22 protein-coding genes and 1 other annotated feature are annotated in these 23,004 nt (G+C 51.1%); all 22 genes read left to right on the top strand.

The features are described from left to right. The first annotated feature begins 22 nt into the window (after window positions 1-22). The 22 genes from cysS to rplC all read left to right on the top strand — a co-directional run bounded on the left by cysS (window position 23) and on the right by rplC (window position 23,004). Window positions 23-1,429, top strand: coding sequence for a cysteine--tRNA ligase (gene cysS, locus BBD41_RS17405; RefSeq protein WP_099478348.1), 1,407 nt, complete (start codon window positions 23-25; stop codon window positions 1,427-1,429). Beyond that, the gene (locus BBD41_RS17410; RefSeq protein WP_099478349.1) at window positions 1,426-1,866 is read left to right on the top strand and encodes a Mini-ribonuclease 3; all 441 of its coding nucleotides are present in this window, start codon (window positions 1,426-1,428) and stop codon (window positions 1,864-1,866) included. Before cysS ends, BBD41_RS17410 begins: the two co-directional genes overlap by 4 nt. A 119-nt stretch (window positions 1,867-1,985) precedes the next feature. Continuing rightward, window positions 1,986-2,735 carry a 23S rRNA (guanosine(2251)-2'-O)-methyltransferase RlmB gene (gene rlmB / locus BBD41_RS17415; RefSeq protein WP_099478350.1) on the top strand — a complete coding sequence of 250 codons (750 nt, stop codon included), beginning with the start codon at window positions 1,986-1,988 and terminating at the stop codon, window positions 2,733-2,735. Window positions 2,736-2,740: 5 nt separating this feature from the next. Continuing rightward, window positions 2,741-3,259 (top strand): NYN domain-containing protein, encoded by a 519-nt coding sequence (locus tag BBD41_RS17420; protein WP_077568296.1) that lies wholly within the window; start codon window positions 2,741-2,743, stop codon window positions 3,257-3,259. Window positions 3,260-3,447: 188 nt separating this feature from the next. After that, complete coding sequence (sigH, locus tag BBD41_RS17425) at window positions 3,448-4,092, top strand: RNA polymerase sporulation sigma factor SigH (protein WP_006212942.1); 645 nt, start codon at window positions 3,448-3,450, stop codon at window positions 4,090-4,092. A gap of 553 nt (window positions 4,093-4,645) precedes the next feature. Beyond that, window positions 4,646-4,795: a 50S ribosomal protein L33 gene (gene rpmG, locus BBD41_RS17430; RefSeq protein WP_006212941.1), complete on the top strand. Its 150-nt coding sequence runs from the start codon at window positions 4,646-4,648 to the stop codon at window positions 4,793-4,795. 24 nt (window positions 4,796-4,819) lie between these two features. Beyond that, complete coding sequence (gene secE, locus BBD41_RS17435; protein ID WP_007132582.1) at window positions 4,820-5,011, top strand: preprotein translocase subunit SecE; 192 nt, start codon at window positions 4,820-4,822, stop codon at window positions 5,009-5,011. A 21-nt stretch (window positions 5,012-5,032) separates the two neighbouring features. Then, window positions 5,033-5,566, top strand: coding sequence for a transcription termination/antitermination protein NusG (gene nusG / locus BBD41_RS17440; RefSeq protein ID WP_007132581.1), 534 nt, complete (start codon window positions 5,033-5,035; stop codon window positions 5,564-5,566). Window positions 5,567-5,643: 77 nt separating this feature from the next. After that, window positions 5,644-6,069: a 50S ribosomal protein L11 gene (gene rplK / locus BBD41_RS17445; RefSeq protein ID WP_007132580.1), complete on the top strand. Its 426-nt coding sequence runs from the start codon at window positions 5,644-5,646 to the stop codon at window positions 6,067-6,069. 87 nt (window positions 6,070-6,156) lie between these two features. Next, window positions 6,157-6,849 carry a 50S ribosomal protein L1 gene (gene rplA, locus BBD41_RS17450; protein ID WP_007132579.1) on the top strand — a complete coding sequence of 231 codons (693 nt, stop codon included), beginning with the start codon at window positions 6,157-6,159 and terminating at the stop codon, window positions 6,847-6,849. A 71-nt stretch (window positions 6,850-6,920) separates the two neighbouring features. Beyond that, window positions 6,921-7,079: a sequence feature (ribosomal protein L10 leader region), on the top strand. A 63-nt stretch (window positions 7,080-7,142) separates the two neighbouring features. Continuing rightward, a complete protein-coding gene (gene rplJ / locus BBD41_RS17455) occupies window positions 7,143-7,646 on the top strand; it encodes a 50S ribosomal protein L10 (RefSeq protein ID WP_077568295.1) in 504 nt (167 codons plus the stop codon). Between the two features lie 68 nt (window positions 7,647-7,714). After that, window positions 7,715-8,077 (top strand): 50S ribosomal protein L7/L12, encoded by a 363-nt coding sequence (rplL, locus tag BBD41_RS17460; RefSeq protein WP_007132577.1) that lies wholly within the window; start codon window positions 7,715-7,717, stop codon window positions 8,075-8,077. 203 nt (window positions 8,078-8,280) lie between these two features. Beyond that, window positions 8,281-8,883: a class I SAM-dependent methyltransferase gene (locus tag BBD41_RS17465; RefSeq protein ID WP_099478351.1), complete on the top strand. Its 603-nt coding sequence runs from the start codon at window positions 8,281-8,283 to the stop codon at window positions 8,881-8,883. A gap of 481 nt (window positions 8,884-9,364) precedes the next feature. Further along, window positions 9,365-12,910: a DNA-directed RNA polymerase subunit beta gene (gene rpoB, locus BBD41_RS17470; protein WP_077568293.1), complete on the top strand. Its 3,546-nt coding sequence runs from the start codon at window positions 9,365-9,367 to the stop codon at window positions 12,908-12,910. A 94-nt stretch (window positions 12,911-13,004) separates the two neighbouring features. Continuing rightward, window positions 13,005-16,619: a DNA-directed RNA polymerase subunit beta' gene (rpoC, locus tag BBD41_RS17475; RefSeq protein ID WP_077568292.1), complete on the top strand. Its 3,615-nt coding sequence runs from the start codon at window positions 13,005-13,007 to the stop codon at window positions 16,617-16,619. Between the two features lie 172 nt (window positions 16,620-16,791). Beyond that, a complete protein-coding gene (locus tag BBD41_RS17480; protein WP_077568291.1) occupies window positions 16,792-17,040 on the top strand; it encodes a ribosomal L7Ae/L30e/S12e/Gadd45 family protein in 249 nt (82 codons plus the stop codon). Between the two features lie 142 nt (window positions 17,041-17,182). After that, on the top strand, window positions 17,183-17,602 hold the full coding sequence (gene rpsL, locus BBD41_RS17485; RefSeq protein ID WP_006212930.1) for a 30S ribosomal protein S12: 420 nt from the start codon (window positions 17,183-17,185) through the stop codon (window positions 17,600-17,602). Window positions 17,603-17,655: 53 nt separating this feature from the next. Beyond that, window positions 17,656-18,126 carry a 30S ribosomal protein S7 gene (gene rpsG, locus BBD41_RS17490; RefSeq protein WP_007132572.1) on the top strand — a complete coding sequence of 157 codons (471 nt, stop codon included), beginning with the start codon at window positions 17,656-17,658 and terminating at the stop codon, window positions 18,124-18,126. A 45-nt stretch (window positions 18,127-18,171) separates the two neighbouring features. Further along, complete coding sequence (gene fusA / locus BBD41_RS17495; RefSeq protein ID WP_099478352.1) at window positions 18,172-20,250, top strand: elongation factor G; 2,079 nt, start codon at window positions 18,172-18,174, stop codon at window positions 20,248-20,250. A gap of 148 nt (window positions 20,251-20,398) precedes the next feature. After that, a complete protein-coding gene (tuf, locus tag BBD41_RS17500; protein WP_077568289.1) occupies window positions 20,399-21,589 on the top strand; it encodes an elongation factor Tu in 1,191 nt (396 codons plus the stop codon). 444 nt (window positions 21,590-22,033) lie between these two features. Continuing rightward, a complete protein-coding gene (rpsJ, locus tag BBD41_RS17505; protein WP_006676490.1) occupies window positions 22,034-22,342 on the top strand; it encodes a 30S ribosomal protein S10 in 309 nt (102 codons plus the stop codon). Window positions 22,343-22,380: 38 nt separating this feature from the next. Beyond that, window positions 22,381-23,004, top strand: a complete 624-nt coding sequence (rplC, locus tag BBD41_RS17510) for a 50S ribosomal protein L3 (RefSeq protein WP_077568288.1) — start codon at window positions 22,381-22,383, stop codon at window positions 23,002-23,004.

Consider the following 23,004-nt stretch of genomic DNA (forward strand, 5'->3'; position numbering starts at 1 on the left):
GAAAGGAATGAGGGGATACAACATGGCGCTGCAAATCTATAACACATTGACCCGCATGAAGGAAACATTCGTTGCCCAGGAGGCAGGCAAGGTTAAAATTTATGTATGCGGTCCTACCGTGTACGATTACATCCATATCGGCAATGCGCGTCCGATGATCTTTTTCGACGTCGTTCGCGCTTACTTTGAGCAGCAGGGCAATGATGTCCATTATGTCGTGAACTTTACGGATGTCGACGACAAAATGATCCGGAAAGCGGAACAAACCGGGACCACGGTTCCGGAGGTGGCGGATAAGTTTATCAAGGCTTACTACGAGGACCTCAACGGCCTTGGCATCCCGAGAGCGACCTTGAATCCGCGGGTAACGGACAACATGGAGAACATCATTGAGTTCATTCAGGACCTCGTGGATCGCGGCTTCGCTTATGAGAACGGAGGCGATGTATTCTTCCGCACCCGCAAATTCGACGGATACGGGAAGCTGTCCCAGCAAAATCTCGACGAGCTGCAGTTCGGCATCCGGATCGAGGTGGATAAGCGCAAGGAAAATCCGGAGGATTTCGTGCTGTGGAAGGCTGCGAAGCCCGGTGAAATTTACTGGAGCAGCCCGTGGGGCGACGGCCGGCCGGGGTGGCATATCGAATGCTCGGCCATGGCGCGCCGTTATCTGGGGGATACGCTCGATATCCACGGCGGCGGCCAGGATCTGCAGTTCCCGCACCATGAGTGCGAAGTGGCGCAGTCCGAAGCGCTGACAGGAAAGCCGCTTGCGAACTACTGGATGCATAACGGATACATCCGCATCAACAACGAGAAGATGTCGAAGTCGCTCGGAAACGGCGTATTGGTTAAGGATTTGCGCGAACAATATACGAAGGAAGCGGTACGCTACTTTATGCTGTCTACCCATTACCGCAATCCGCTCAACTTCAGCGAAGAGGTTATGGATCAGGCGCAGAACAGCGTGGAGCGTCTTGCTAATGCCGCCGCAAATGTCAAGCACCGGTTAAGCGCGGCGGTCGGCTCGCCGGATGCGGAAGCCGGCGAGGAGATCCGGAATAAAATGTCGGCGGTTCTTGCCGAATTTCATCAGAAAATGCAGGATGATTTCAACACGCCTGATGCGATAACGGCGATGTTCCAGTGGGCGAGCGAAGCGAACCAGCTGCTGCAAGAGTCTTCGATTCCGGCGGCGGATCTGCGGGAGGTGCTCGATGCCTTTAACGTGATGAACGGCGTGCTGCGGATCGTGAACACAGGCGAGGATGCTATGCTGGACGAGGAGATTGAACGCCTGATTGCCGAGCGTGTGGAGGCCAGAAAGAACAAGAACTGGGGAAGAGCGGACGAGATTCGCGACTTGCTGGCAGCCAAAGGCATCGTGCTGGAGGATACTGCGCAGGGCATGCGCTGGAAGCGCAAATGAGCGGGCCGGACTTTCAGGAGCCGGCCCTCGGCTGGTTCGACTTTCCGCCGTCGAAGCCGGCAAGGCTCATTCCGCCGATTGTGCTGGCCTATATCGGGGATGCGATCTATGAGGTCGCCGTACGGCAGTATTTGATATCCCGGCCGAATCTTCGGCCGAATCATCTGCACCGGACGGCGACGGGACTTGTCTCGGCGAAGGCCCAGAGCCGGATTCTGGCGTATCTCGAGCCGCTCCTCACGGAAGAGGAGCAGGACATCGTTCGCCAGGGGCGCAACGCCAAGTCGGGCAGCGTTCCGAAAAACGCGGATGTGCTGGAATATCGCCATGCAACGGCCTTTGAAACCTTGGTAGGGTATTTATACTATACGGGGCAGCAGGACCGGATTCGCGAGCTTGTCGGCAAAAGCATCGAGTACGTGGAACATTCGAAATAATAGACGGGCTTAAACGGGCTTAGTGTCAGACAATATATCAATGCATCATGAGAAACGAATCGAGCAGCCGGCTGGCGGCAAATGCCGCCCGTCCCGGCTTATATGCAGGAGGGTACAGCATGCAGGAAGAGGAAATTGTCGCAGGCAAGCATTCCGTCACGGAAGCGCTGAGGTCGGGACGAACAATCAATAAAATATGGATCGCTGAAAATGCTCAGAAGCACTTAACCCAGCCGATTATCGCGGAAGCGAAGAAGCTGGGCATCGTCATCTCGCATGTGGACAAGCGCAAGCTGGATCAGATGGCTCCGGGCATTCAGCACCAAGGGGTCGTGGCGCAGGTCGCGCCGTACGCGTACGTCGAGGTGGACGATCTGCTGAAAGCCGCAGAAGATAAGGGAGAGCCGCCATTTCTGCTGCTGCTGGACGAAATCGAGGATCCGCATAACCTTGGATCGATTCTCAGAACGGCGGACTGCACCGGCGCGCATGGCGTCATTTTGCCCAAGCGCAGATCGGCGCAGATTACGGCAACGGTATCCAAGACGTCGGCAGGCGCCGTGGAGTATGTGCCTGTCGCAAGAGTAACCAATCTCGGCCAGACGATCGACCAGCTGAAGGAGATGGGCGTTTGGGTTGTAGGCACCGTGGTTGATGCCGTGCAGGAGCTGTACGACACCGACGTGTTTGACGGGCCGGTCGCGATCGTCATCGGAAACGAAAATAAAGGGATGGGGCGTCTGATCCGCGAAAAATGCGATGTGCTGGTTAAGCTTCCGATGGCCGGAACGATCAATTCGCTGAATGCTTCGGTTGCCGCTGGTGTCGTGATGTACGAAGTGCTTCGCCGTCGTCGCCTTCAGGGTTAGCCGCGATGGCCGATTGGCGGGATGTGCTGCTGGTCGATGGCTATAACATGATCGGCGGCTGGCCGTTTCTTGCCAAGCTTGCAAGCAGCAGCATGGAGGAAGCACGGGATGTGCTGCTTGCAAAGCTGGCGGATTATCAGGCTTATTCGGGACTTCGGGTCATCGCGATTTTTGACGCGTACCGGGTGCCGGGATTGGGCAAATCCTATACGCAGGGCAAGGTCCAGGTATACTTCACGAAGGAGAAGGAAACCGCGGACGAATGCATTGAGCGCTTGGTCGGGGAATTCAGCCATCGCCGGCGCAAAATTTATGTGGCTACCAGCGATCTGATCGAGCAGCATATCATTTTTGCCCGCGGCGCGCTCCGCTTATCCGCAAGGGAGCTGCTGAACGAAGTCGAGCAGAGCGAGCGCGAGGTGCAGCAGAAGATTGCCAAGGAACAGACGAAAGGTCGAAATACCCTCGACGGCAAGCTTCCGCCCGATATAAGACAGATGTTCGAGCGTTGGCGCAGGGAGTAGTCCTGCAAGGAATAGGCTGCTGCCAATCTATGAGCAACTCCGAGAAATCATGAAAATCTTACATTTAATGTTAATATCACTCTATATTAGGTAGATCGTGGTTGACGGTCTAGTAGACATCATATATACTTGTCATATATTTCAAGCGAGTGACGGGCTACCGTGCGTTCCGGGCCGGAGGGATTCTATTGAGTGTGGACCTCAAGGAAGTCATGTTGTCAGGGTATGATGTGATAAGCGATGAAGACATTGTCGAGGCGGTCCGCGAAGGTGACAGCGGGGCGCTGGAGTATTTGATCAATAAGTACCGGAATTTTGTACGTGCTAAAGCCCGCTCTTATTTTCTGATAGGAGCCGACCGGGAGGACATCGTCCAGGAAGGCATGATCGGGCTGTACAAAGCAATACGTGATTTTAAAGGGGATAAGCTGTCCTCGTTCAAGGCCTTTGCCGAGCTGTGCATTACCAGGCAAATCATTACGGCGATCAAGACGGCTACGAGACAGAAGCATATCCCGCTCAATTCGTATGTCTCATTGGACAAGCCTATTTATGATGAGGATTCGGACCGTACGCTGCTGGACGTTATTTGCGGCACGGCTGTAAGCGATCCGGAGGAACTGATCATTAATCAAGAGGAGTTCGTCGGCTTGGAGGACAAGATGTCCGAGATTTTGAGCGATTTGGAGCGCAAAGTTCTGATGCTCTATCTGGACGGACGTTCCTACCAGGAAATCGCGGTAGATTTAAGGCGTCATGTGAAATCGATCGATAATGCTCTCCAGCGGGTCAAGCGCAAGCTTGAACGGTATCTGGAGGTCAGGGATAACTGAAGTCTTGGTCAAACGGTTAAGGGAAGGCTCCGATCAGAGCCTTTTTTTCATTATCTGGACCATAGGCTGCGGTCGATCGGCTTCCAAGCTTGAACGGCGGTGCAGTCCTTGATATGCTATAGGTCCGTCCGGGCAGCATGAATCCCTTAAAAAGTGCCCATCCGGTGTTTTATCGGCTGGAAGATTGAACATACTGGTATAGACGTAAACGGCTGTCATGTTGAGAATACGCTTCGGCGCAGCTTTGCTGTTCAACGCAGGATGCCTGCAAGAACTTCACGACCGGTGCCTCGGTTTAGTTGTTAATGGCATTTATTGCAGCCCGCGGTCAGAGAGAAAAAGGCTTGAAATGGCTCTATCCATATGATAAAGTGTTTTAGGTAGGCCTAAATTCGCGTGTTTTATGAATGGATCGTTGTTACAAGCGCTTGGAACAGCGATTTGATTCATCTCGCAGAAATAATCAGGCTTCCCCCTAGGAAGCAAGATTGTTTCTACTAGGATCAATATCGGTTCTTCTGGTGAAGAAGGACGTCTTCGGGAGGTGCACATCATGCGGGTAATTATCACTTTGGCTTGTACAAGCTGCAAACAAAGAAACTACACAACCACCAAAAACAAGCGAAATCACCCCGACCGCATGGAGATGAAGAAATTTTGCAAGTTTTGTAACGAGCAAACTCCTCATCGCGAAACCAGATAGTTTTCATTTGGAGGTGTAGTCGGCGTGAAACGTGGTTTCAAGTCTCTGTTTTCCTTTTTCTCTGAAAGCTGGGCGGAACTTAAAAAGGTTCGCTGGCCCAATCGTAAAGAACTGACGAACTATACTCTAATCGTTCTAGGCACCATTGTGTTTGTCACGATTTATTTTTGGGTTATAGACATCGGCATTTCCGCTGTGATCGAAGCGATTATTTAGAAGGGTCCCAGGTGGCTTGATATGGAAAAAAGATGGTATGTAGTTCATACCTATTCCGGGTATGAGAATAAAGTCAAAGCCAATTTGGAAAAACGTGTCGAGTCCATGGGCATGGAGGACAAAATATTCCGCGTTCTTGTTCCGATGGAAGAAGAAGTGGTAAACAAGGATGGCAAGAAGAAAACGGTCATGCGGAAAGTTTACCCGGGATATGTCTTGGTCGAAATGATTCAAACGGATGATTCTTGGTATGTTGTCCGCAATACGCCAGGAGTGACCGGGTTTGTCGGTTCGACGGGGTCCGGTTCTAAACCGACGCCTTTGCTTCCGGAAGAAGTGGAACAGATTCTGAAGCATATGGGCATGGAGGAACCGAAACCGAAGATCGAATTCGATATCAAAGAATCCGTTCGGATCAAGGTTGGTCCTTTTGCGAATTTTGTGGGCTCCGTGGAAGAGATTTTGGCTGATAAGAGCAAGTTGAAGGTTCACGTCAACATGTTTGGACGGGAAACCCCGCTTGAGCTGGATTACACTCAAGTGGAGAAGATATAGATTTCGTTCTTCGGGTTTCTTGTGGGAGGGCGTCTAACATCGTCCGCTACCACTATTGATGCAAGGAGGTGTCAACCATGGCTAAAAAGGTTATCAAAGTTGTTAAACTGCAAATTCCTGCAGGTAAAGCGAATCCAGCTCCTCCAGTAGGTCCTGCATTGGGTCAAGCGGGTGTCAACATCATGGCATTCTGTAAAGAATTCAACGCACGTACCGCTGATCAAGCTGGTCTGATCATCCCGGTTGAAATTTCGGTATTCGAGGATCGTTCCTTTACGTTCATCACGAAAACTCCACCGGCTGCTGTTCTGCTTCGTGTGGCTGCTAAGATCGAAAAAGGATCCGGCGAGCCTAACAAGAAGAAAGTCGCTACCGTTAAGCGCGACGCTGTGCGTCAAATCGCTGAAACGAAAATGCCTGACCTGAACGCTGCATCTGTTGAAGCTGCAATGAAGATGGTAGAAGGTACTGCCCGCAGTATGGGTATCACAATCGAGGACTAATCGTCTATCGAGCGTTAAACCGGATGCGTGGCATCCGGATCATGTGGGAGGAAATTCCGCTAACACCACAAAGGAGGAAAAACAATCATGGCTAAACACGGTAAGAAATACGTTGAAGCTGCGAAGCTGATCGACAGCGAAGCAACTTATGAGCCTTTGGAAGCTGTAGAGCTTGTGAAGAAGGCTGCAACGGCTAAATTCGACGAAACTGTCGAAGTGGCTGTGCGTTTGGGTGTAGACCCTCGTAAACAAGACCAGGCTGTTCGCGGTGTTGTTGTACTGCCTCACGGTACAGGTAAAACACAACGCGTTCTGGTATTTGCAAAAGGTGAAAAAGCGAAAGAAGCGGAAGCGGCTGGCGCAGATTTTGTTGGCGATCAGGACATGATCAACAAAATCCAACAAGGCTGGTTCGATTTCGATGTCTGCGTAGCTACACCTGATATGATGAGCGAAGTCGGTAAACTTGGCCGTTTGCTCGGCGGTAAAGGCCTGATGCCTAACCCTAAAGCCGGTACGGTTACGTTCGAGGTTGCCAAGGCTGTTCAAGAAATCAAAGCTGGTAAAATCGAGTACCGTCTGGACAAAGCAGGTCAAATTCACGCTCCGATTGGTAAAGTGTCCTTCAGTGCAGAACAACTGAATGAGAACCTCAAAGCTCTCATCGATGCATTGAATCGTGCGAAGCCGGCTGCCGCTAAAGGTGTATACCTGAAAGGCATCGCTGTTTCCTCGACCATGGGACCTAGCGCTCGCGTGAGCACAGCTGTTTACAGATAATATTTTTCCATTGACTTTCGTCATGGATATTTGATATTATGTAACAGTTGTGAGTCTTAGAGACTGACCCCTAAAGTTGAATATGCTTGCCGTAGACAGTAGGTGCCCTAAGCAGGCTTAATTTCCTACCGAGGTGTTATGATAGAACGTCAGCAGCTTGTCCGGTCATTCCGGTCAAATGATGATTCATCAGGCCTTCGTGATTCTACGGAGGCTTTTTTAGTGCCCGTAGGAAGAGCGGGGAGCGATGGATTTGCTCCTAGCGCTACTAATACAACCAGGAGGTGTAAACATTGGCAAACGCAAAAGTGATTCAAGCGAAACAAGAAGCGGTTGAGGTGATTGCAGCGAAAATGCGCGAGAGCGTAACGACTGTTGTTGCAGACTACCGTGGTTTGAACGTATCGCAGGTTACCGAACTGCGTAAGCAGCTTCGCGAAGCTGGCGTTGAGTTCCAAGTATTGAAAAACTCGTTGCTTCGCCGTGCGACTGCAGCTGCTGAGCTGTCCGAGCTTGACGAAGTATTGACCGGACCTACAGCTGTAGCGTTTGGTACCAATGACGCTGTCGCTCCAGCAAAAATCCTGAATGATTTTGCGAAGAAGAACGAAGCGTTGAAATTGAAAGGCGCAGTAGTAGAAGGTCGTGTGGTTGGAGAGAGCGAAATCAAAGCTCTGGCAGAACTTCCATCCCGCGAAGGTCTCCTCTCCATGCTCCTCAGCGTGCTTCAAGCTCCAGTGCGCAACTTCGCGCTTGCAGTTAAAGCCGTTGCTGAGAAGGAAGAGCAAAGCGCATAAGCTAGGGCTTGCCCGAGCGGTGTAACAACAACTATCAAATCTTAATTATAAATGGAGGTTCAACTTAAATGAGCAAAGAGCAAATCTTGGAAGCAATTAAAGGTATGTCTGTTCTGGAACTGAACGATCTTGTAAAAGCAATCGAAGAAGAATTCGGTGTAACTGCTGCAGCTCCAGTAGCTGTTGTAGGTGGCGCTGGTGCAGCTGAAGCTGCTGAGCAATCCGAGTTCGACGTAATCCTGGCAAGCGCTGGCGCTTCCAAGATCAACGTAATCAAAGTGGTTCGCGAAATCACAGGTCTTGGCTTGAAAGAAGCAAAAGAACTGGTTGACAACGCTCCAAAACCACTGAAAGAAAAAGTATCCAAAGACGAAGCTGAAGCTGTTAAAGCTAAGTTGGAAGAAGCAGGCGCTTCCGTAGAAGTGAAGTAATTGCTTCCATAACCGAATCGTCAGCACGAGACAAACCCCTTGAATTTTGGTTCAAGGGGTTTGTTATTGTGGCGGGAAATCTTTTATACTGTTTCTAAAAGAGATAGGACATACTGGTGTATGAAGAGGCTGGGCGCCTAGGCCAGCCGTGATCCTTAGACCATGATGGTTACGATGGTGCTACGATGTACAGGAGGACAAGGATGCCGAATCAACATTATTACTCGAATCAGCCGGAAACCGCGCACGACCGCAAAGAGCTGAAGGCAGAGCTCCGGGGACACTCGCTGCGCTTCATCAGCGACGCCGGGGTATTCTCCAAGGGCGGCATTGATTACGGCAGCCGGGTGCTGATCGACGCGATGGAATTCGCGCCGGACGCTTCCGTGCTGGATGTGGGCTGCGGATACGGCCCGATTGGACTGACGGCGGCCAGACTGGTCCCGCAGGGGCATGTAACGATGATCGACATTAACAGCCGCGCCGTGGAGCTTGCCCGGGAAAATGCGAGGCATAACGGCATTGCCAATGTGACGATTCTGGAGAGCGATTTGTTTGAGGCGGTCAAGGATCAGACGTTCGACGTGGTGTTGACGAACCCGCCGATCCGTGCCGGGAAAGAAACGGTGCATACGATTTTTGCGGAAGCATGGGATCATCTGCGCGAAGGCGGCCAGCTGTGGGTTGTGATCCAGAAGAAGCAGGGAGCTCCATCGGCGAAGGCCAAGCTCGAAACATTGTTCGGGCAGGTGGAGGAAGTGACGAAGGATAAGGGGTACCGGATATTCAAAGCGACCAAAGCCTGAACCGGATGATCGGATCGGCTCGGATAAAATACCTCTAATGTGCAGGGAGTGTCAGCAAAGCGAAACCATTGGAACGGATCGATCCTTTGGGAAGCTTAACGGATTTTCGTGCCGAAGACTCTTGAAATGGCAGAATAAAATACAGCATGGGCTGTTGACTTGGGTATTCTGATATGGTATTATTATAAAATGTCAGTATTAGGATGGTCTCTTTGTCTTTAGTTTGCTGAAATGTCAAGCATTATTGTGCGGAAAGATGCATAAAGTATGTCGCCTTGACGTATAATATGTACATTTTAGGCAAATCTACAAGATATGAGATGATTATCATAACCATGGATAAGCTGCTCTTTTTTCGAAAGGTATTCGATAAGGGCTTTTCTCTATTTATGGGTGTGTGCTCTGTATGTTCCATTATAGTGTTACAAACAGAGGTTCGCAATGAATTTTTAAGTGAGTAGACATGAGGGGTGAGTTTAAGTTGGCAGGACATCTTGTTCAATATGGTCGACGCACTCGGCGCAGTTATTCTCGTATCAACGAGGTACTCGAAGTTCCGAACCTGATTGAAATCCAACAAAAATCTTATGAATGGTTTTTGGAGGAAGGACTCCGCGAAATGTTCCAGGACATCTCGCCGATTCAGGATTTCACAGGAAATTTGGTGCTTGAGTTCATTGACTACAGCCTTGGAGAACCGAAATACACCGTCGATGACGCGAAAGAACGCGACGTTACTTATGCGGCGCCGCTCCGCGTAAAAGTCCGGCTCATTAACAAGGAGACCGGCGAGGTCAAGGAGCAGGAAGTGTTCATGGGTGACTTCCCGTTAATGACGGAAACCGGAACGTTCATTATCAATGGTGCCGAACGGGTTATTGTCAGCCAGTTGGTTCGCTCTCCCAGCGTCTATTTCAGCACGAAAGTGGATAAAAACGGTAAATCGACTTACACGGCAACAGTGATCCCGAATCGCGGAGCATGGCTGGAACTGGAGATGGATGCGAAGGACATCATTTATGTCCGGATCGACCGTACACGCAAAATCCCGGTAACGGTGCTGCTGCGGGCGCTCGGTTTCGGAACCGATGCCGAGATTCTGGAATTGCTGGGCAATGATGAATATATTCAAAACACGCTGGATAAAGACAACACGGACTCCACCGAGAAAGCGCTCATCGAAATTTATGAACGTCTTCGTCCGGGCGAGCCGCCGACATTGGAGAATGCGAAGAGCCTCCTGGTCGCTCGTTTCTTTGATCCGAAGCGTTATGATCTGGCGAATGTCGGACGCTACAAAATCAACAAGAAGCTTCATATCAAGAACCGTCTGTTCAACCACCGTTTGGCTGAAAGCTTGATCGACGTCGAAACGGGCGAGATCATTGCGGAAGCGGGTCAAACTGTGGACCGTCGTCTTTTGGACGAGATCATGCCATATCTCGAGAAGAGCGTCGGCTTTAAGAAATACCATGTGACCGGCGGTGTAATGGACAGCGACGATATTACGCTGCAGACGATTGACGTATTCTCCCCGATCGAGGACGGGAAAGTCGTCAAAGTCATTGCAAACGGCAATATCGACAAATCCGTGAAGCATATTACGCAAGCCGATATCATCTCTTCCATCAGCTACTTCATCAACCTGCTGCATGGCATTGGCAACACCGATGATATCGACCACCTGGGCAACCGTCGTCTGCGTTCCGTGGGCGAGCTGCTCCAGAACCAGTTCCGTATCGGTTTGTCCCGTATGGAGCGCGTGGTGCGTGAGAGAATGTCGATCCAGGACGCGAACGTGATTACGCCGCAGGCGCTGATCAACATCCGTCCGGTGATCGCTTCGATCAAGGAGTTCTTCGGAAGCTCCCAGCTGTCTCAGTTCATGGACCAGACGAACCCGCTGGCGGAACTGACGCATAAGCGTCGTCTGTCCGCGCTCGGACCTGGCGGTCTGACTCGTGAGCGCGCAGGCTTCGAAGTGCGAGACGTTCACCACAGTCACTACGGCCGTATGTGTCCGATCGAAACGCCGGAGGGACCGAACATCGGTCTGATCAACTCCTTGTCGACGTTTGCCCGCATCAACGAGTATGGTTTCATTGAAGCTCCATACCGCTGGGTGGATCCGAAGACCGGGAAAGTCACCGAGCAAATCGATTACCTGACTGCCGACGAAGAAGATAACTACATCGTCGCTCAGGCGAACGCCGAGCTTACTGAAGACGGCACCTTCGCCGATGACATGGTTATCGTTCGTTATAACAAGCAGTCCGATAACATCCTTCCGATGCCGAGCGACCGTGTAGATTACATGGACGTTTCGCCGAAACAGGTAGTGTCGGTTGCAACGGCGCTCATTCCGTTCCTTGAGAACGATGACTCCAACCGTGCGCTGATGGGATCGAACATGCAGCGGCAGGCCGTTCCGCTTCTCGTTCCGAAAGCACCGCTTGTCGGTACCGGGATGGAGCATAAGGCTGCCAAAGATTCCGGTGTATGTATTGTATCCAAATACGATGGGATTATTGAGCGCTCATCCGCCAATGAAATCTGGCTCCGCCGCGTGGAAACCGTGGATGGACAGGAAGTCAAAGGCGATATAATTAAATATAAATTACACAAATTTATGCGTTCGAACCAAGGAACATGCATCAACCAGCGTCCGATCGTCAAACGCGGAGACGTGGTCAAGAAAGGCGACATTCTCGCTGACGGACCGTCGACCGAACTTGGCGAATTGGCACTGGGCCGCAACGTCGTCGTTGCGTTCATGACTTGGGAGGGCTACAACTACGAGGATGCGATTCTCCTCTCCGAGAAGCTGGTGAAAGAGGACGTATACACTTCGATCCATATCGAGGAATACGAATCCGAAGCCCGCGATACGAAGCTTGGTCCTGAGGAAATTACGCGCGACATCCCGAACGTGGGTGAAGAAGCGCTGAAGAACCTTGACGAGCGCGGCATTATCCGCATCGGTGCCGAGATCAGCGCAGGCGACATTCTGGTCGGTAAAGTAACGCCTAAGGGTGTAACCGAGCTGACGGCAGAAGAGCGCCTCCTGCATGCGATCTTCGGTGAGAAGGCTCGCGAAGTACGCGACACCTCGTTGCGTGTTCCTCACGGCAGTGACGGAATCATCGTCGACGTGAAGGTGTTCACTCGCGAGAATGGCGACGAGCTGCCGCCGGGCGTCAACCAGCTGGTTCGCGTCTACATTGCGCAGAAACGTAAAATCTCCGAAGGCGACAAGATGGCCGGACGTCACGGTAACAAGGGTGTCGTTGCCCGTATTCTCCCTGAGGAAGACATGCCGTTCCTGCCGGATGGCACGCCGGTTCAGGTCGTACTGAACCCGCTCGGGGTTCCGTCCCGGATGAACATCGGTCAGGTGCTTGAGGTTCACTTGGGCATGGCTGCCCTTCAGCTCGGCATTCACGTTGCGACGCCTGTATTTGACGGCGCGAACGAATACGACGTGTTTGATACGATGGAAGAGGCCGGCATGCAGCGCAACGGTAAAACCGTGCTTTACGACGGTCGTACCGGTGAACGCTTTGAGCGTGAAGTTACGGTCGGCGTCATGCACATGATCAAACTCGCGCACATGGTTGACGATAAGATCCATGCCCGTTCCACGGGACCATACTCGCTCGTTACGCAGCAGCCGCTGGGTGGTAAAGCCCAGTTCGGCGGACAGCGCTTCGGTGAGATGGAGGTATGGGCGCTTGAAGCTTACGGTGCCGCCTATACCCTGCAGGAAATTCTTACCGTCAAGTCCGATGACGTGGTCGGCCGGGTGAAAACCTACGAATCCATCGTCAAGGGCGAGAACGTGCCGGAGCCGGGTGTTCCTGAATCGTTCAAGGTATTGATTAAAGAGCTTCAATCGCTTGGTATGGACGTTAAAATCCTCAGCGAGAATGAAGAGGAAATCGAGATGAAAGAGCTCGATGATGAAGATGATGTTCAAGGTGACAAACTGAGCCTTAACTTGGAAGGCGCTGAAGTCGGAGTGGAATAACGGTCATTTCATCACCGCCGCCCTGCTATGATGCGGCGGCGGTGATCTTGACTGTATAGCACATAAATAGGACTAAGTTGAGGAGGGTTGCTCCTTGTTGGACGTTAACAATTTTGAGTACATGAAGATCGGTCTTGCTTCCCCAGAGAAAATCCGCTCGTGGTCTCGCGGAGAGGTTAAGAAGCCGGAGACGATTAACTACCGTACATTGAAGCCCGAGAAGGAAGGTCTGTTCTGTGAACGGATTTTCGGTCCGCAGAAGGACTGGGAATGTCATTGCGGCAAGTATAAGCGTGTCCGTTATAAAGGCGTAGTCTGTGACCGCTGCGGCGTTGAAGTAACGCGTGCCAAAGTCCGTCGTGAACGGATGGGGCATATTGAGCTGGCTGCACCGGTTTCGCATATTTGGTATTTCAAGGGCATTCCGAGCCGGATGGGTCTGGCGCTGGATATGTCCCCAAGATCCCTGGAAGAGATCATTTATTTCGCATCTTATGTCGTTACGGATCCAGGCGACACACCGCTGGAGAAGAAGCAGCTGCTGTCCGAGAAGGAATATCGCAGCTATCGCGAGAAGTACGGCTACGGCTTCCAAGCCGGCATGGGTGCTGAAGCGGTTAAGAAGCTCCTGCAGGATCTGGATATTGAAAAAGAGCTCGAGTTCCTGAAAGAAGAGCTGCGCACGGCTCAAGGGCAGCGTCGTAACCGTGCGATCAAGCGTCTGGAGGTTATCGAGGCATTCCGCAACTCCGGCAACAATCCGGAATGGATGGTTATGGACGTGCTCCCGGTTATTCCGCCGGAACTGCGCCCGATGGTGCAGCTTGACGGGGGCCGTTTTGCGACCTCGGACTTGAACGACCTGTACCGCCGCGTCATTAACCGGAACAACCGTCTGAAGAGACTGCTGGACCTCGGAGCGCCGGACATCATCGTGCAGAACGAGAAGCGCATGCTGCAGGAAGCTGTCGACGCGCTCATCGATAACGGCCGCCGCGGCCGTCCGGTAACAGGTCCGGGTAACCGTCCGCTCAAATCCCTCAGCCACATGCTGAAAGGTAAGCAGGGACGTTTCCGTCAGAACTTGCTCGGTAAACGGGTAGACTATTCCGGTCGTTCCGTTATCGTTGTAGGACCTTATCTGAAAATGTACCAGTGCGGTCTTCCTAAGAAGATGGCGCTTGAGCTGTTCAAACCGTTCGTTATGAAAGAACTGGTCAATAAAGGCCTTGCACATAATATTAAGAGTGCGAAGCGCAAAGTAGAACGCGTCAGCCCGGAAGTATGGGATGTGCTTGAGGAAGTCATTAAAGAGCATCCGGTTCTTCTGAACCGTGCACCGACGCTTCACAGACTCGGGATCCAGGCGTTTGAACCGATTCTCGTTGAAGGTCATGCCATCCGTCTTCACCCGCTCGTATGTACGGCTTACAACGCCGACTTCGACGGTGACCAAATGGCGGTACACGTTCCGCTGTCGGCTGAAGCCCAAGCGGAAGCGCGTCTCCTGATGCTCGCATCCGGCAACATCTTGAACCCGAAAGACGGTAAGCCGGTCGTAACACCGTCCCAGGATATGGTCCTCGGTTCCTTCTATCTGACCATGGATAACAAGGAAGAGAAGGGCACCGGCATGATCCTGGGCAGCGTGAACGAAGCGGTATCCGCGTATCAGCGCGGAACTGCGGGCCTCCATGCCCGTGTAGCGATTCCGGTTAAGGCTCTGGGTAAAACCAGCTTTACGGAAGAGCAGCAAAAGGCGATGCTGATTACGACGGTGGGACGGATTATCTTCAACGAAATCTTCCCTGCCAGCTTCCCGTACATCAACGAGGCTACCCGTACCAACCTGCTTCAAGGTACGCCTGAGAAGTATTTCGTATACGAAAAGGGTGCCAACCTGCAAGAAGCTATTCAAAGTCTTCCGGTTAGCGGCGCGGTCGGCAAGGAATACCTGGGTCAAATCATCGCCCGCTGCTTCGAGACGTACCATACGACAGAAACCTCTGTCATTCTGGATAAGATCAAGCAGCTCGGCTTCACGTACTCGACTCGTGCAGGCGTAACGGTTGCTGTAGCCGACGTTATCGTCCCTGAGGAGAAGAACGAGATCCTGAGAGAGTCCGACGAGAAGGTTAGAGTGGTAACCAACCAATACCGTCGCGGCTTGATTACGAACGAAGAACGCTATGACCGCGTCATCGACATCTGGTCGAAAGCGAAAGACGATATTACGGACGTCTTGATGAAATCGATGGACCGCTTCAATTCCATCATGCTCATGGTGGACTCCAAAGCGCGGGGTAACAAATCGCAGATCACCCAGCTGGGCGGTATGCGCGGTCTGATGGCGAACCCGTCGGGCCGTATCATCGAGCTCCCGATCAAATCGAACTTCCGTGAAGGTCTGACGGTACTCGAGTACTTCCTGTCCACGCACGGTGCGCGTAAAGGTCTCGCCGATACGGCGCTTCGTACGGCTGACTCGGGTTATCTGACCCGTCGTCTCGTCGACGTGGCGCAGGACGTCATCGTTCGCGAGGATGAGTGCAGCACGGATAAAGGCTTCACGGTAAGCCGGATCCAAGACGGTAAGGAAGTTATCGAGGATCTGTACGATCGGATCGAAGGACGCTACTCCTTTGAAACGGTTCGTCATCCGGAGACGAAAGAGATCATTGTTAACCGCAACGAGCTGATCGATTCGGATAAAGCGGCCGAAATCGTCAAAGCCGGCGTGGAGTCGGTACAAATCCGCTCCATCCTGAGCTGCCGCGCGCGTTATGGCGTCTGCAAGAAGTGCTATGGCCGCAATCTGGCTACCGGCAAGCATGTTGAGATTGGTGAAGCGGTAGGTATTATCGCGGCTCAATCCATCGGTGAACCGGGAACCCAGCTTACCATGCGTACATTCCACACAGGCGGCGTTGCCGGTGACGATATTACGCAAGGTCTTCCGCGTATCCAGGAGCTCTTCGAGGCCCGTAATCCTAAAGGTCAAGCGACCATTAGTGAGATCGACGGTGTCGTGAAAGAGATCCGCGAAACGAAAGACCGTCGTGAAATTGAAATTCAAGGCGAGGCCGAAACGAAGGTCTACTCCGTTACGTATGGCTCCCGTCTGCGCGTAAGCGAAGGCAAGCACATCGAAGCCGGGGATGAACTGACCGACGGTTCGATCGATCCGAAAGAAATGCTTCGCATTAAAGGGATCCGCGGCGTGCAGAACTATATCCTTCAGGAAGTTCAGCGCGTATACCGGAACCAGGGCGTAGAAATCAACGACAAGCACGTTGAGGTTATGATCCGGCAGATGCTGCGCAAAATCCGCATCGTCGACGCCGGTGATACGAATCTTCTGCCTGGATCCTACGTGGATATCCATGAATACGAAGTGGCCAACAAAGAAGCCATTCTGTCCGGCAAAGAGCCGGCGGTTGCGAAGCCGGTTCTGCTCGGTATCACGAAGGCTTCCCTTGAGACAGACTCCTTCTTGTCCGCGGCCTCCTTCCAGGAGACGACCCGCGTCCTGACAGATGCAGCGATCAAAGGAAAAGTCGACCAGCTGCTCGGTCTGAAAGAGAATGTCATCATCGGTAAGCTGATCCCTGCGGGAACAGGCATGAGCCGTTACCGCAACGTGAGATTCGAGGGCCAGAACGATGCAAACGATGAGAGCCAGGAGCTGGAAACCGCTTCTGTAGAATAAAGGAAATGAAGGCGAGAGGAGCCGGGGCTGCTTGACTAAGCCGGCTCTAGGCTCCTTTCCTGCCATTTCTTTTTTTTACGTTTAATAGCTTGACATCGCCTAGGGCAGATGCTAATATAGCAAAGGTGCGTGAATCGTTGCCTTGTTCCCTGTTCTTTTGGAGGAATGTTTAATGTCTAATGATAAAGGATTACAGGATGCACACGTCAAGATCGGCACCAAACAAACAATGAAGGCCGTTGAAACCGGCCGGGCCGCAGAAGTATATGTGGCTGAAGATTGCGACCAGCGTCTGATAACCAAGATCGTATCCCACTGCGAACGATATGGCGTGCCTATCAATTATGTACCGACCATGAAGGAGCTTGGGGAAGCATGCGGCATTGAAGTCGGCGCAGCAGCGGCCGCTGTCTTGAAATGATGATTGAGAAATCGTTTTTGCTTTGAGAAGGAGGCTTCTCTATCGGCAAAAACTTTTCATTTGTTCTTTTATGAACCGCCTGGGTCTGTGGACTTAAAATGGTTTGTAACAGGATGATAATTACGGGAAGGGGGTGGCTAACATGCCAACAATCAACCAACTGGTTCGCAAGGGCCGTCAAGCTAAAGTTTACAAATCGAAATCTCCAGCACTTCAAAAAGGGTTCAACGCTTTGAAACGTGAGGAGACTGATCTGAGCGCTCCGCAAAAACGTGGTGTTTGCACTCGTGTAGGCACAATGACGCCGAAAAAACCGAACTCCGCACTTCGTAAATATGCTCGTGTTCGTTTGACGAACCGCATCGAGGTGACTGCTTACATTCCAGGTATCGGTCATAACTTGCAAGAGCACAGTGTCGTATTGGTTCGCGGTGGACGGGTAAAAGACCTTCCGGGTGTACGTTACCACATCGTTCGCGGCGCGCTTGATACCGCTGGTGTTAACAACCGTATGCAGGCTCGTTCCAAATACGGTACGAAGCGTCCTAAAGCAAAAAGCTAATTGAAGCTCATGTTGGATAAACATGACTCATGACTGAAGAAAGGGGGATATCCATGCCACGCAAAGGTCCAGTTACAAAAAGAGACGTGCTGCCAGATCCGGTGTACAACAGCAAGCTGGTAACTCGTCTGATCAACCGCATCATGTTGGATGGTAAAAGAGGTGTTGCTCAAAGCATCCTTTACAACGCGTTCAACATCATCAAGGAACGTACGGGCAATGATCCGATGGAAGTGTTTGAAGCAGCCATCAAGAACATCATGCCGGTATTGGAGGTAAAAGCTCGTCGTGTCGGCGGTGCGAACTACCAAGTTCCAATCGAAGTTAAGCCAGAGAGACGTACTTCCCTGGGATTACGTTGGCTCGTTAACTACTCCCGCAACCGCGGTGAGAAAACAATGGAAGAGCGTTTGGCGGCAGAGATCATCGATGCTTCCAACAACACAGGCGCTTCCGTTAAGAAACGCGAAGACACACACAAAATGGCTGAAGCGAACAAAGCGTTTGCTCACTACCGCTGGTAGGATTCAGCAGCTAATAAACTTCAATTTTGAAGGGAGACTATTCGCATGGCAAGAGAGTTCTCCTTGAAAAATACACGTAATATCGGGATCATGGCGCATATTGACGCTGGTAAAACGACCACCACAGAGCGGATCTTGTTCTATACCGGCCGTACGCACAAAATCGGTGAAGTTCACGAGGGTGCTGCTACGATGGACTGGATGGAGCAGGAACAGGAGCGCGGTATCACGATTACTTCCGCTGCTACGACCGCTCAATGGAAAGGTCATCGCGTTAATATCATCGACACCCCGGGACACGTTGACTTCACAGTAGAAGTTGAACGTTCCCTTCGTGTATTGGATGGGGCAGTAGGTGTATTCAGTGCGAAAGAGGGCGTTGAGCCTCAGTCTGAAACCGTTTGGAGACAGGCTGACAAATACGGGGTTCCTCGGATCGCATACGTAAACAAGATGGACATCATCGGCGCCGACTACTTGAATGTTGTTAAAGACATGAGAGATCGTCTGCAAGCGAACGCGGTTGCTATTCAGCTTCCGATCGGTGCAGAGTCCGACTTCGTCGGCATCATCGATATCATCGAGGAAAAAGCTTATATGTATAAGGATGACCTCGGTCAAAATATCGAAGAAACCGAAGTTCCAGCGGAATTCAAGGATCAAGTTGAAGAGCTCCGCAACGAGCTCATCGAGAAGGTTGCAGAACTTGACGAAGATTTGACAATAAAATACCTTGAAGGTGAAGAAATCACCGTGCCTGAGATTAAAGCGGCTCTGCGTAAAGGTGTTGTCGAAGTTAAAATCTTCCCGGTTATCTGCGGATCTTCTTACCGTAACAAAGGGGTTCAGCTGATGCTGGACGCTGTTATCGATTACTTGCCGGCTCCAACCGACGTACCAAGCATCCAAGGAACTTTGGAAGACGGTACTGAAGTTGAGCGTCACTCTTCCGACGAAGAGCCGTTCGCGGCACTGGCGTTCAAAATCATGACAGACCCTTATGTTGGTAAGCTTACATTCTTCCGCGTTTACTCCGGTATTTTGCAATCCGGCTCTTACGTACTGAATGCAACGAAAGGTAAGCGCGAGCGTATCGGACGTATCCTTCAGATGCATGCGAATAGCCGTCAAGAAATTACCGAAGTTTACTCCGGTGATATTGCGGCAGCCGTAGGTTTGAAAGATACGGGTACAGGTGATACACTGTGTGATGAGAAGAATCCAGTAATCCTGGAATCCATGAACTTCCCTGAACCGGTTATCGAAATCGCGGTTGAGCCTAAGACGAAAGCCGACCAGGACAAAATGGGCGTGGCTCTCGGCAAGCTGACCGAAGAGGATCCGACTCTTCGCGCGCATACTGACGAGGAAACCGGTCAAACGATCCTTGCAGGTATGGGTGAGCTTCACTTGGACATCATCATCGACCGTATGCGTCGTGAGTTCAAAGTGGAAACCAACGTAGGTAAGCCTCAGGTTGCCTATCGTGAAACCTTCCGTGCTCCAGGGCGCGTTGAAGGTAAATTCGTTCGTCAGTCCGGTGGTCGTGGTCAATACGGTCACGTTTGGGTTGAGTTCGAGCCTCTGGAACCAGGTAGCGGTAACCAGTTCGACAGCAAGATCGTCGGCGGTTCTGTGCCTAGAGAATACATTGCGCCAGCACAACAAGGTATTGAAGAGCAAATGAAGAACGGCGTACTCGCCGGCTTCCCGATCGTAGACGTTAAAGCAACGATCGTTGACGGTTCTTACCATGATGTCGACTCCAACGAGATGGCGTTTAAGATTGCAGGTTCCATGGCCCTCAAAGCAGCTAAAGACAAGTGTCAACCTGTCCTGCTTGAGCCAATCATGAAAGTAGAAGTTACCGTGCCTGAGGAATACATGGGCGACGTAATGGGTATGCTGAACTCCCGCCGTGGACGTATCGAAGGTATGGATTCCCGCGGTGGCGCTCAAATTATCCGTGCGAAAGTGCCTCTGTCCGAAATGTTCGGTTACTCCACAACTCTGCGTTCCGGTACGCAAGGACGCGGCGTATTCTCGATGGAACTCTCCCACTACGAAGAAGTTCCTAAGAATATCTCCGAAGAGATCATCTCCAAGCATAAGGGCGGAGAGTAATAGCGAGCGTTCAAAGCGTCGTCTCAAACCGACTGCTTGAATAACTTCTAAATAACGTTTTACCTGTCGGGGAGGAGAATGGAGCTACCGTTTCATTCCTCCGCAACCGGCCTAAACATATAAATCCCCTTAAGGAGGAATTGTTCAAATGGCAAAGGCTAAATACGAACGTACGAAACCCCATGTTAACATCGGTACTATCGGTCACGTCGACCACGGTAAAACAACTCTGACTGCTGCAATCACAACTGTATTGTCCAAGAGATACGGTGGTGCTGCTGTAGCATTCGACCAAATCGATAAAGCTCCAGAAGAGCGCGAGCGCGGTATCACAATCTCCACTGCTCACGTAGAATACGAAACTGATACTCGCCACTATGCACACGTTGACTGCCCAGGTCACGCTGACTATGTTAAAAACATGATCACTGGTGCAGCTCAAATGGACGGCGCAATCCTGGTTGTATCCGCAGCTGACGGCCCAATGCCGCAAACTCGCGAGCACATCCTGCTGTCCCGCCAAGTAGGCGTACCTTACATCGTTGTATTCTTGAACAAATGCGACATGGTTGAAGACGAAGAGCTTCTGGAACTGGTTGAAATGGAAGTTCGTGACCTCCTGAGCGAATATGACTTCCCAGGCGACGACACTCCAATCACTCGCGGTTCCGCTCGTGAAGCGCTGCAAAACCCAGACGGTCCTTGGGCTGACAAAATCGTTGAAATGTTTAAAACAATCGACGAGTACATCCCATTGCCTGAGCGCGACACTGACAAGCCTTTCTTGATGCCTGTCGAGGACGTATTCTCCATCACTGGTCGTGGTACAGTTGCTACTGGCCGTGTTGAGCGCGGAACAATCAAAGTCGGCGACGAAGTCGAAATCGTTGGTATCGCTGAAGAAACTAAGAAATCCGTTGTTACGGGCGTTGAAATGTTCCGTAAATTGCTGGATTCCGCACAAGCTGGTGACAACATCGGTGCATTGCTTCGTGGTGTTGAGCGTACTCAAATCGAGCGCGGTCAAGTACTTGCTAAGCCTGCTTCCGTTAAACCACACACTGAGTTCACAGCTCAAGTATACGTACTGAGCAAAGAAGAAGGCGGACGTCATAAGCCTTTCTTCACTGGCTACCGTCCACAGTTCTACTTCCGTACTACGGACGTAACTGGCGTGATCAACCTGCCAGAAGGTTCCGAAATGGTTATGCCTGGTGACAACATCACCGTAACCGTTCAACTGATCTCTCCAATCGCGATCGAAGAAGGAACGAAGTTCTCGATCCGTGAAGGTGGCCGTACCGTAGGTGCTGGTTCCGTAGCTTCCATCATTAAGTAATTTAGGCCTACCGAACAGCCTGAACATATAAAGCAACAGCGTGATGTAACGAGCAACATTGTGATGTAACGATACAGAGTCTGATCTTTAACGATCAGGCTCTTTGTTTTTTTATAACCCGCAGGATCCAAAACGTACGAGCAGCGGCTTACTTCATTTCTATGTCAGGACGCTGCCAACGATGCAGCAAACAAGGGGATGAATGCTGCGAAATAACCCTATTTTATAGCAGATAAAAAGAGGAAATGTGCAGTATGAATAAATTCTGATTTTATGCTTGCAATGCGCCTATCTTTTCTATATAATAGTGAATGTTGTTCTGCGACGTTGCGATGATGTGAGAGGTTACCGACACACCCGGCCCCTTTGCCATGAGGCAGGTGTTCGGAAAATTTTCACGGAGTATGTCCGATACCAAATTGGGCGATAGAAGGAGGGAATAAAATGGCAAAGCAAAAAATTCGTATTCGCTTGAAAGCATACGACCACAGAATTCTTGATCAATCCGCTGAGAAAATTGTTGAGACAGCAAAACGTTCGGGTGCTGGTGTTTCCGGTCCGATCCCGCTTCCAACTGAAAAGCAGGTAATTACCATTCTCCGTGCGGTGCACAAGTATAAGGATTCTCGGGAACAGTTCGAAATGCGTACTCATAAACGCTTGATCGACATCGTGAACCCGACTCCACAAACTGTGGATGCCTTGATGCGCTTGGACCTGCCGTCCGGTGTAGATATCGAAATCAAACTGTAATAGCATAACGAATTAGTGAAGGGAAAAGAGGTGTCAACATGAAAGGTATCTTAGGTAGAAAACTCGGGATGACTCAAGTATTTACCGCAGAAGGTAATGTAATTCCTGTAACGGTTATCGAAGCAGGTCCTTGTGTTGTTTTGCAGAAAAAAGACCTGGAGAACGACGGATACGAAGCGATCCAGCTCGGTTTTTCCGATAAGAAAGAAAACAATGCCAACAAACCAGAAGCAGGACATGCGAAAAAAGCAAACACTGCGCCTAAGCGCTACGTTCGCGAAATTCGCGGTGTTGACCTCGCGAGTGTCGAGGTCGGCCAAGAGCTGAAGGCGGATGTCTTCGCAGAAGGCGAATTTGTTGACGTTACTGGGATTTCCAAAGGTAAAGGTTTCCAAGGCGTAATCAAGCGTTGGGGACAAAGCCGCGGACCAATGTCCCACGGTTCCCGTTATCATCGCGGACCTGGTTCCATGGGTTCGATCCAAGCTAACCGTGTTCCAAAAGGCAAACGTCTGCCAGGACATATGGGTCATGATACGGTAACGATCCAAAAGCTTGAGGTTGTCAAGGTTGATGCTGAACGCAACGTTATCCTTGTTAAAGGTTCCATACCTGGACCGAAAAAAGGCTTTGTGCAAATTAAACAAACGGTGAAGAAATAG

The sequence above is a fragment of the Paenibacillus ihbetae genome, from assembly GCF_002741055.1.
Lineage (GTDB): Bacteria > Bacillota > Bacilli > Paenibacillales > Paenibacillaceae > Paenibacillus_AQ > Paenibacillus_AQ ihbetae.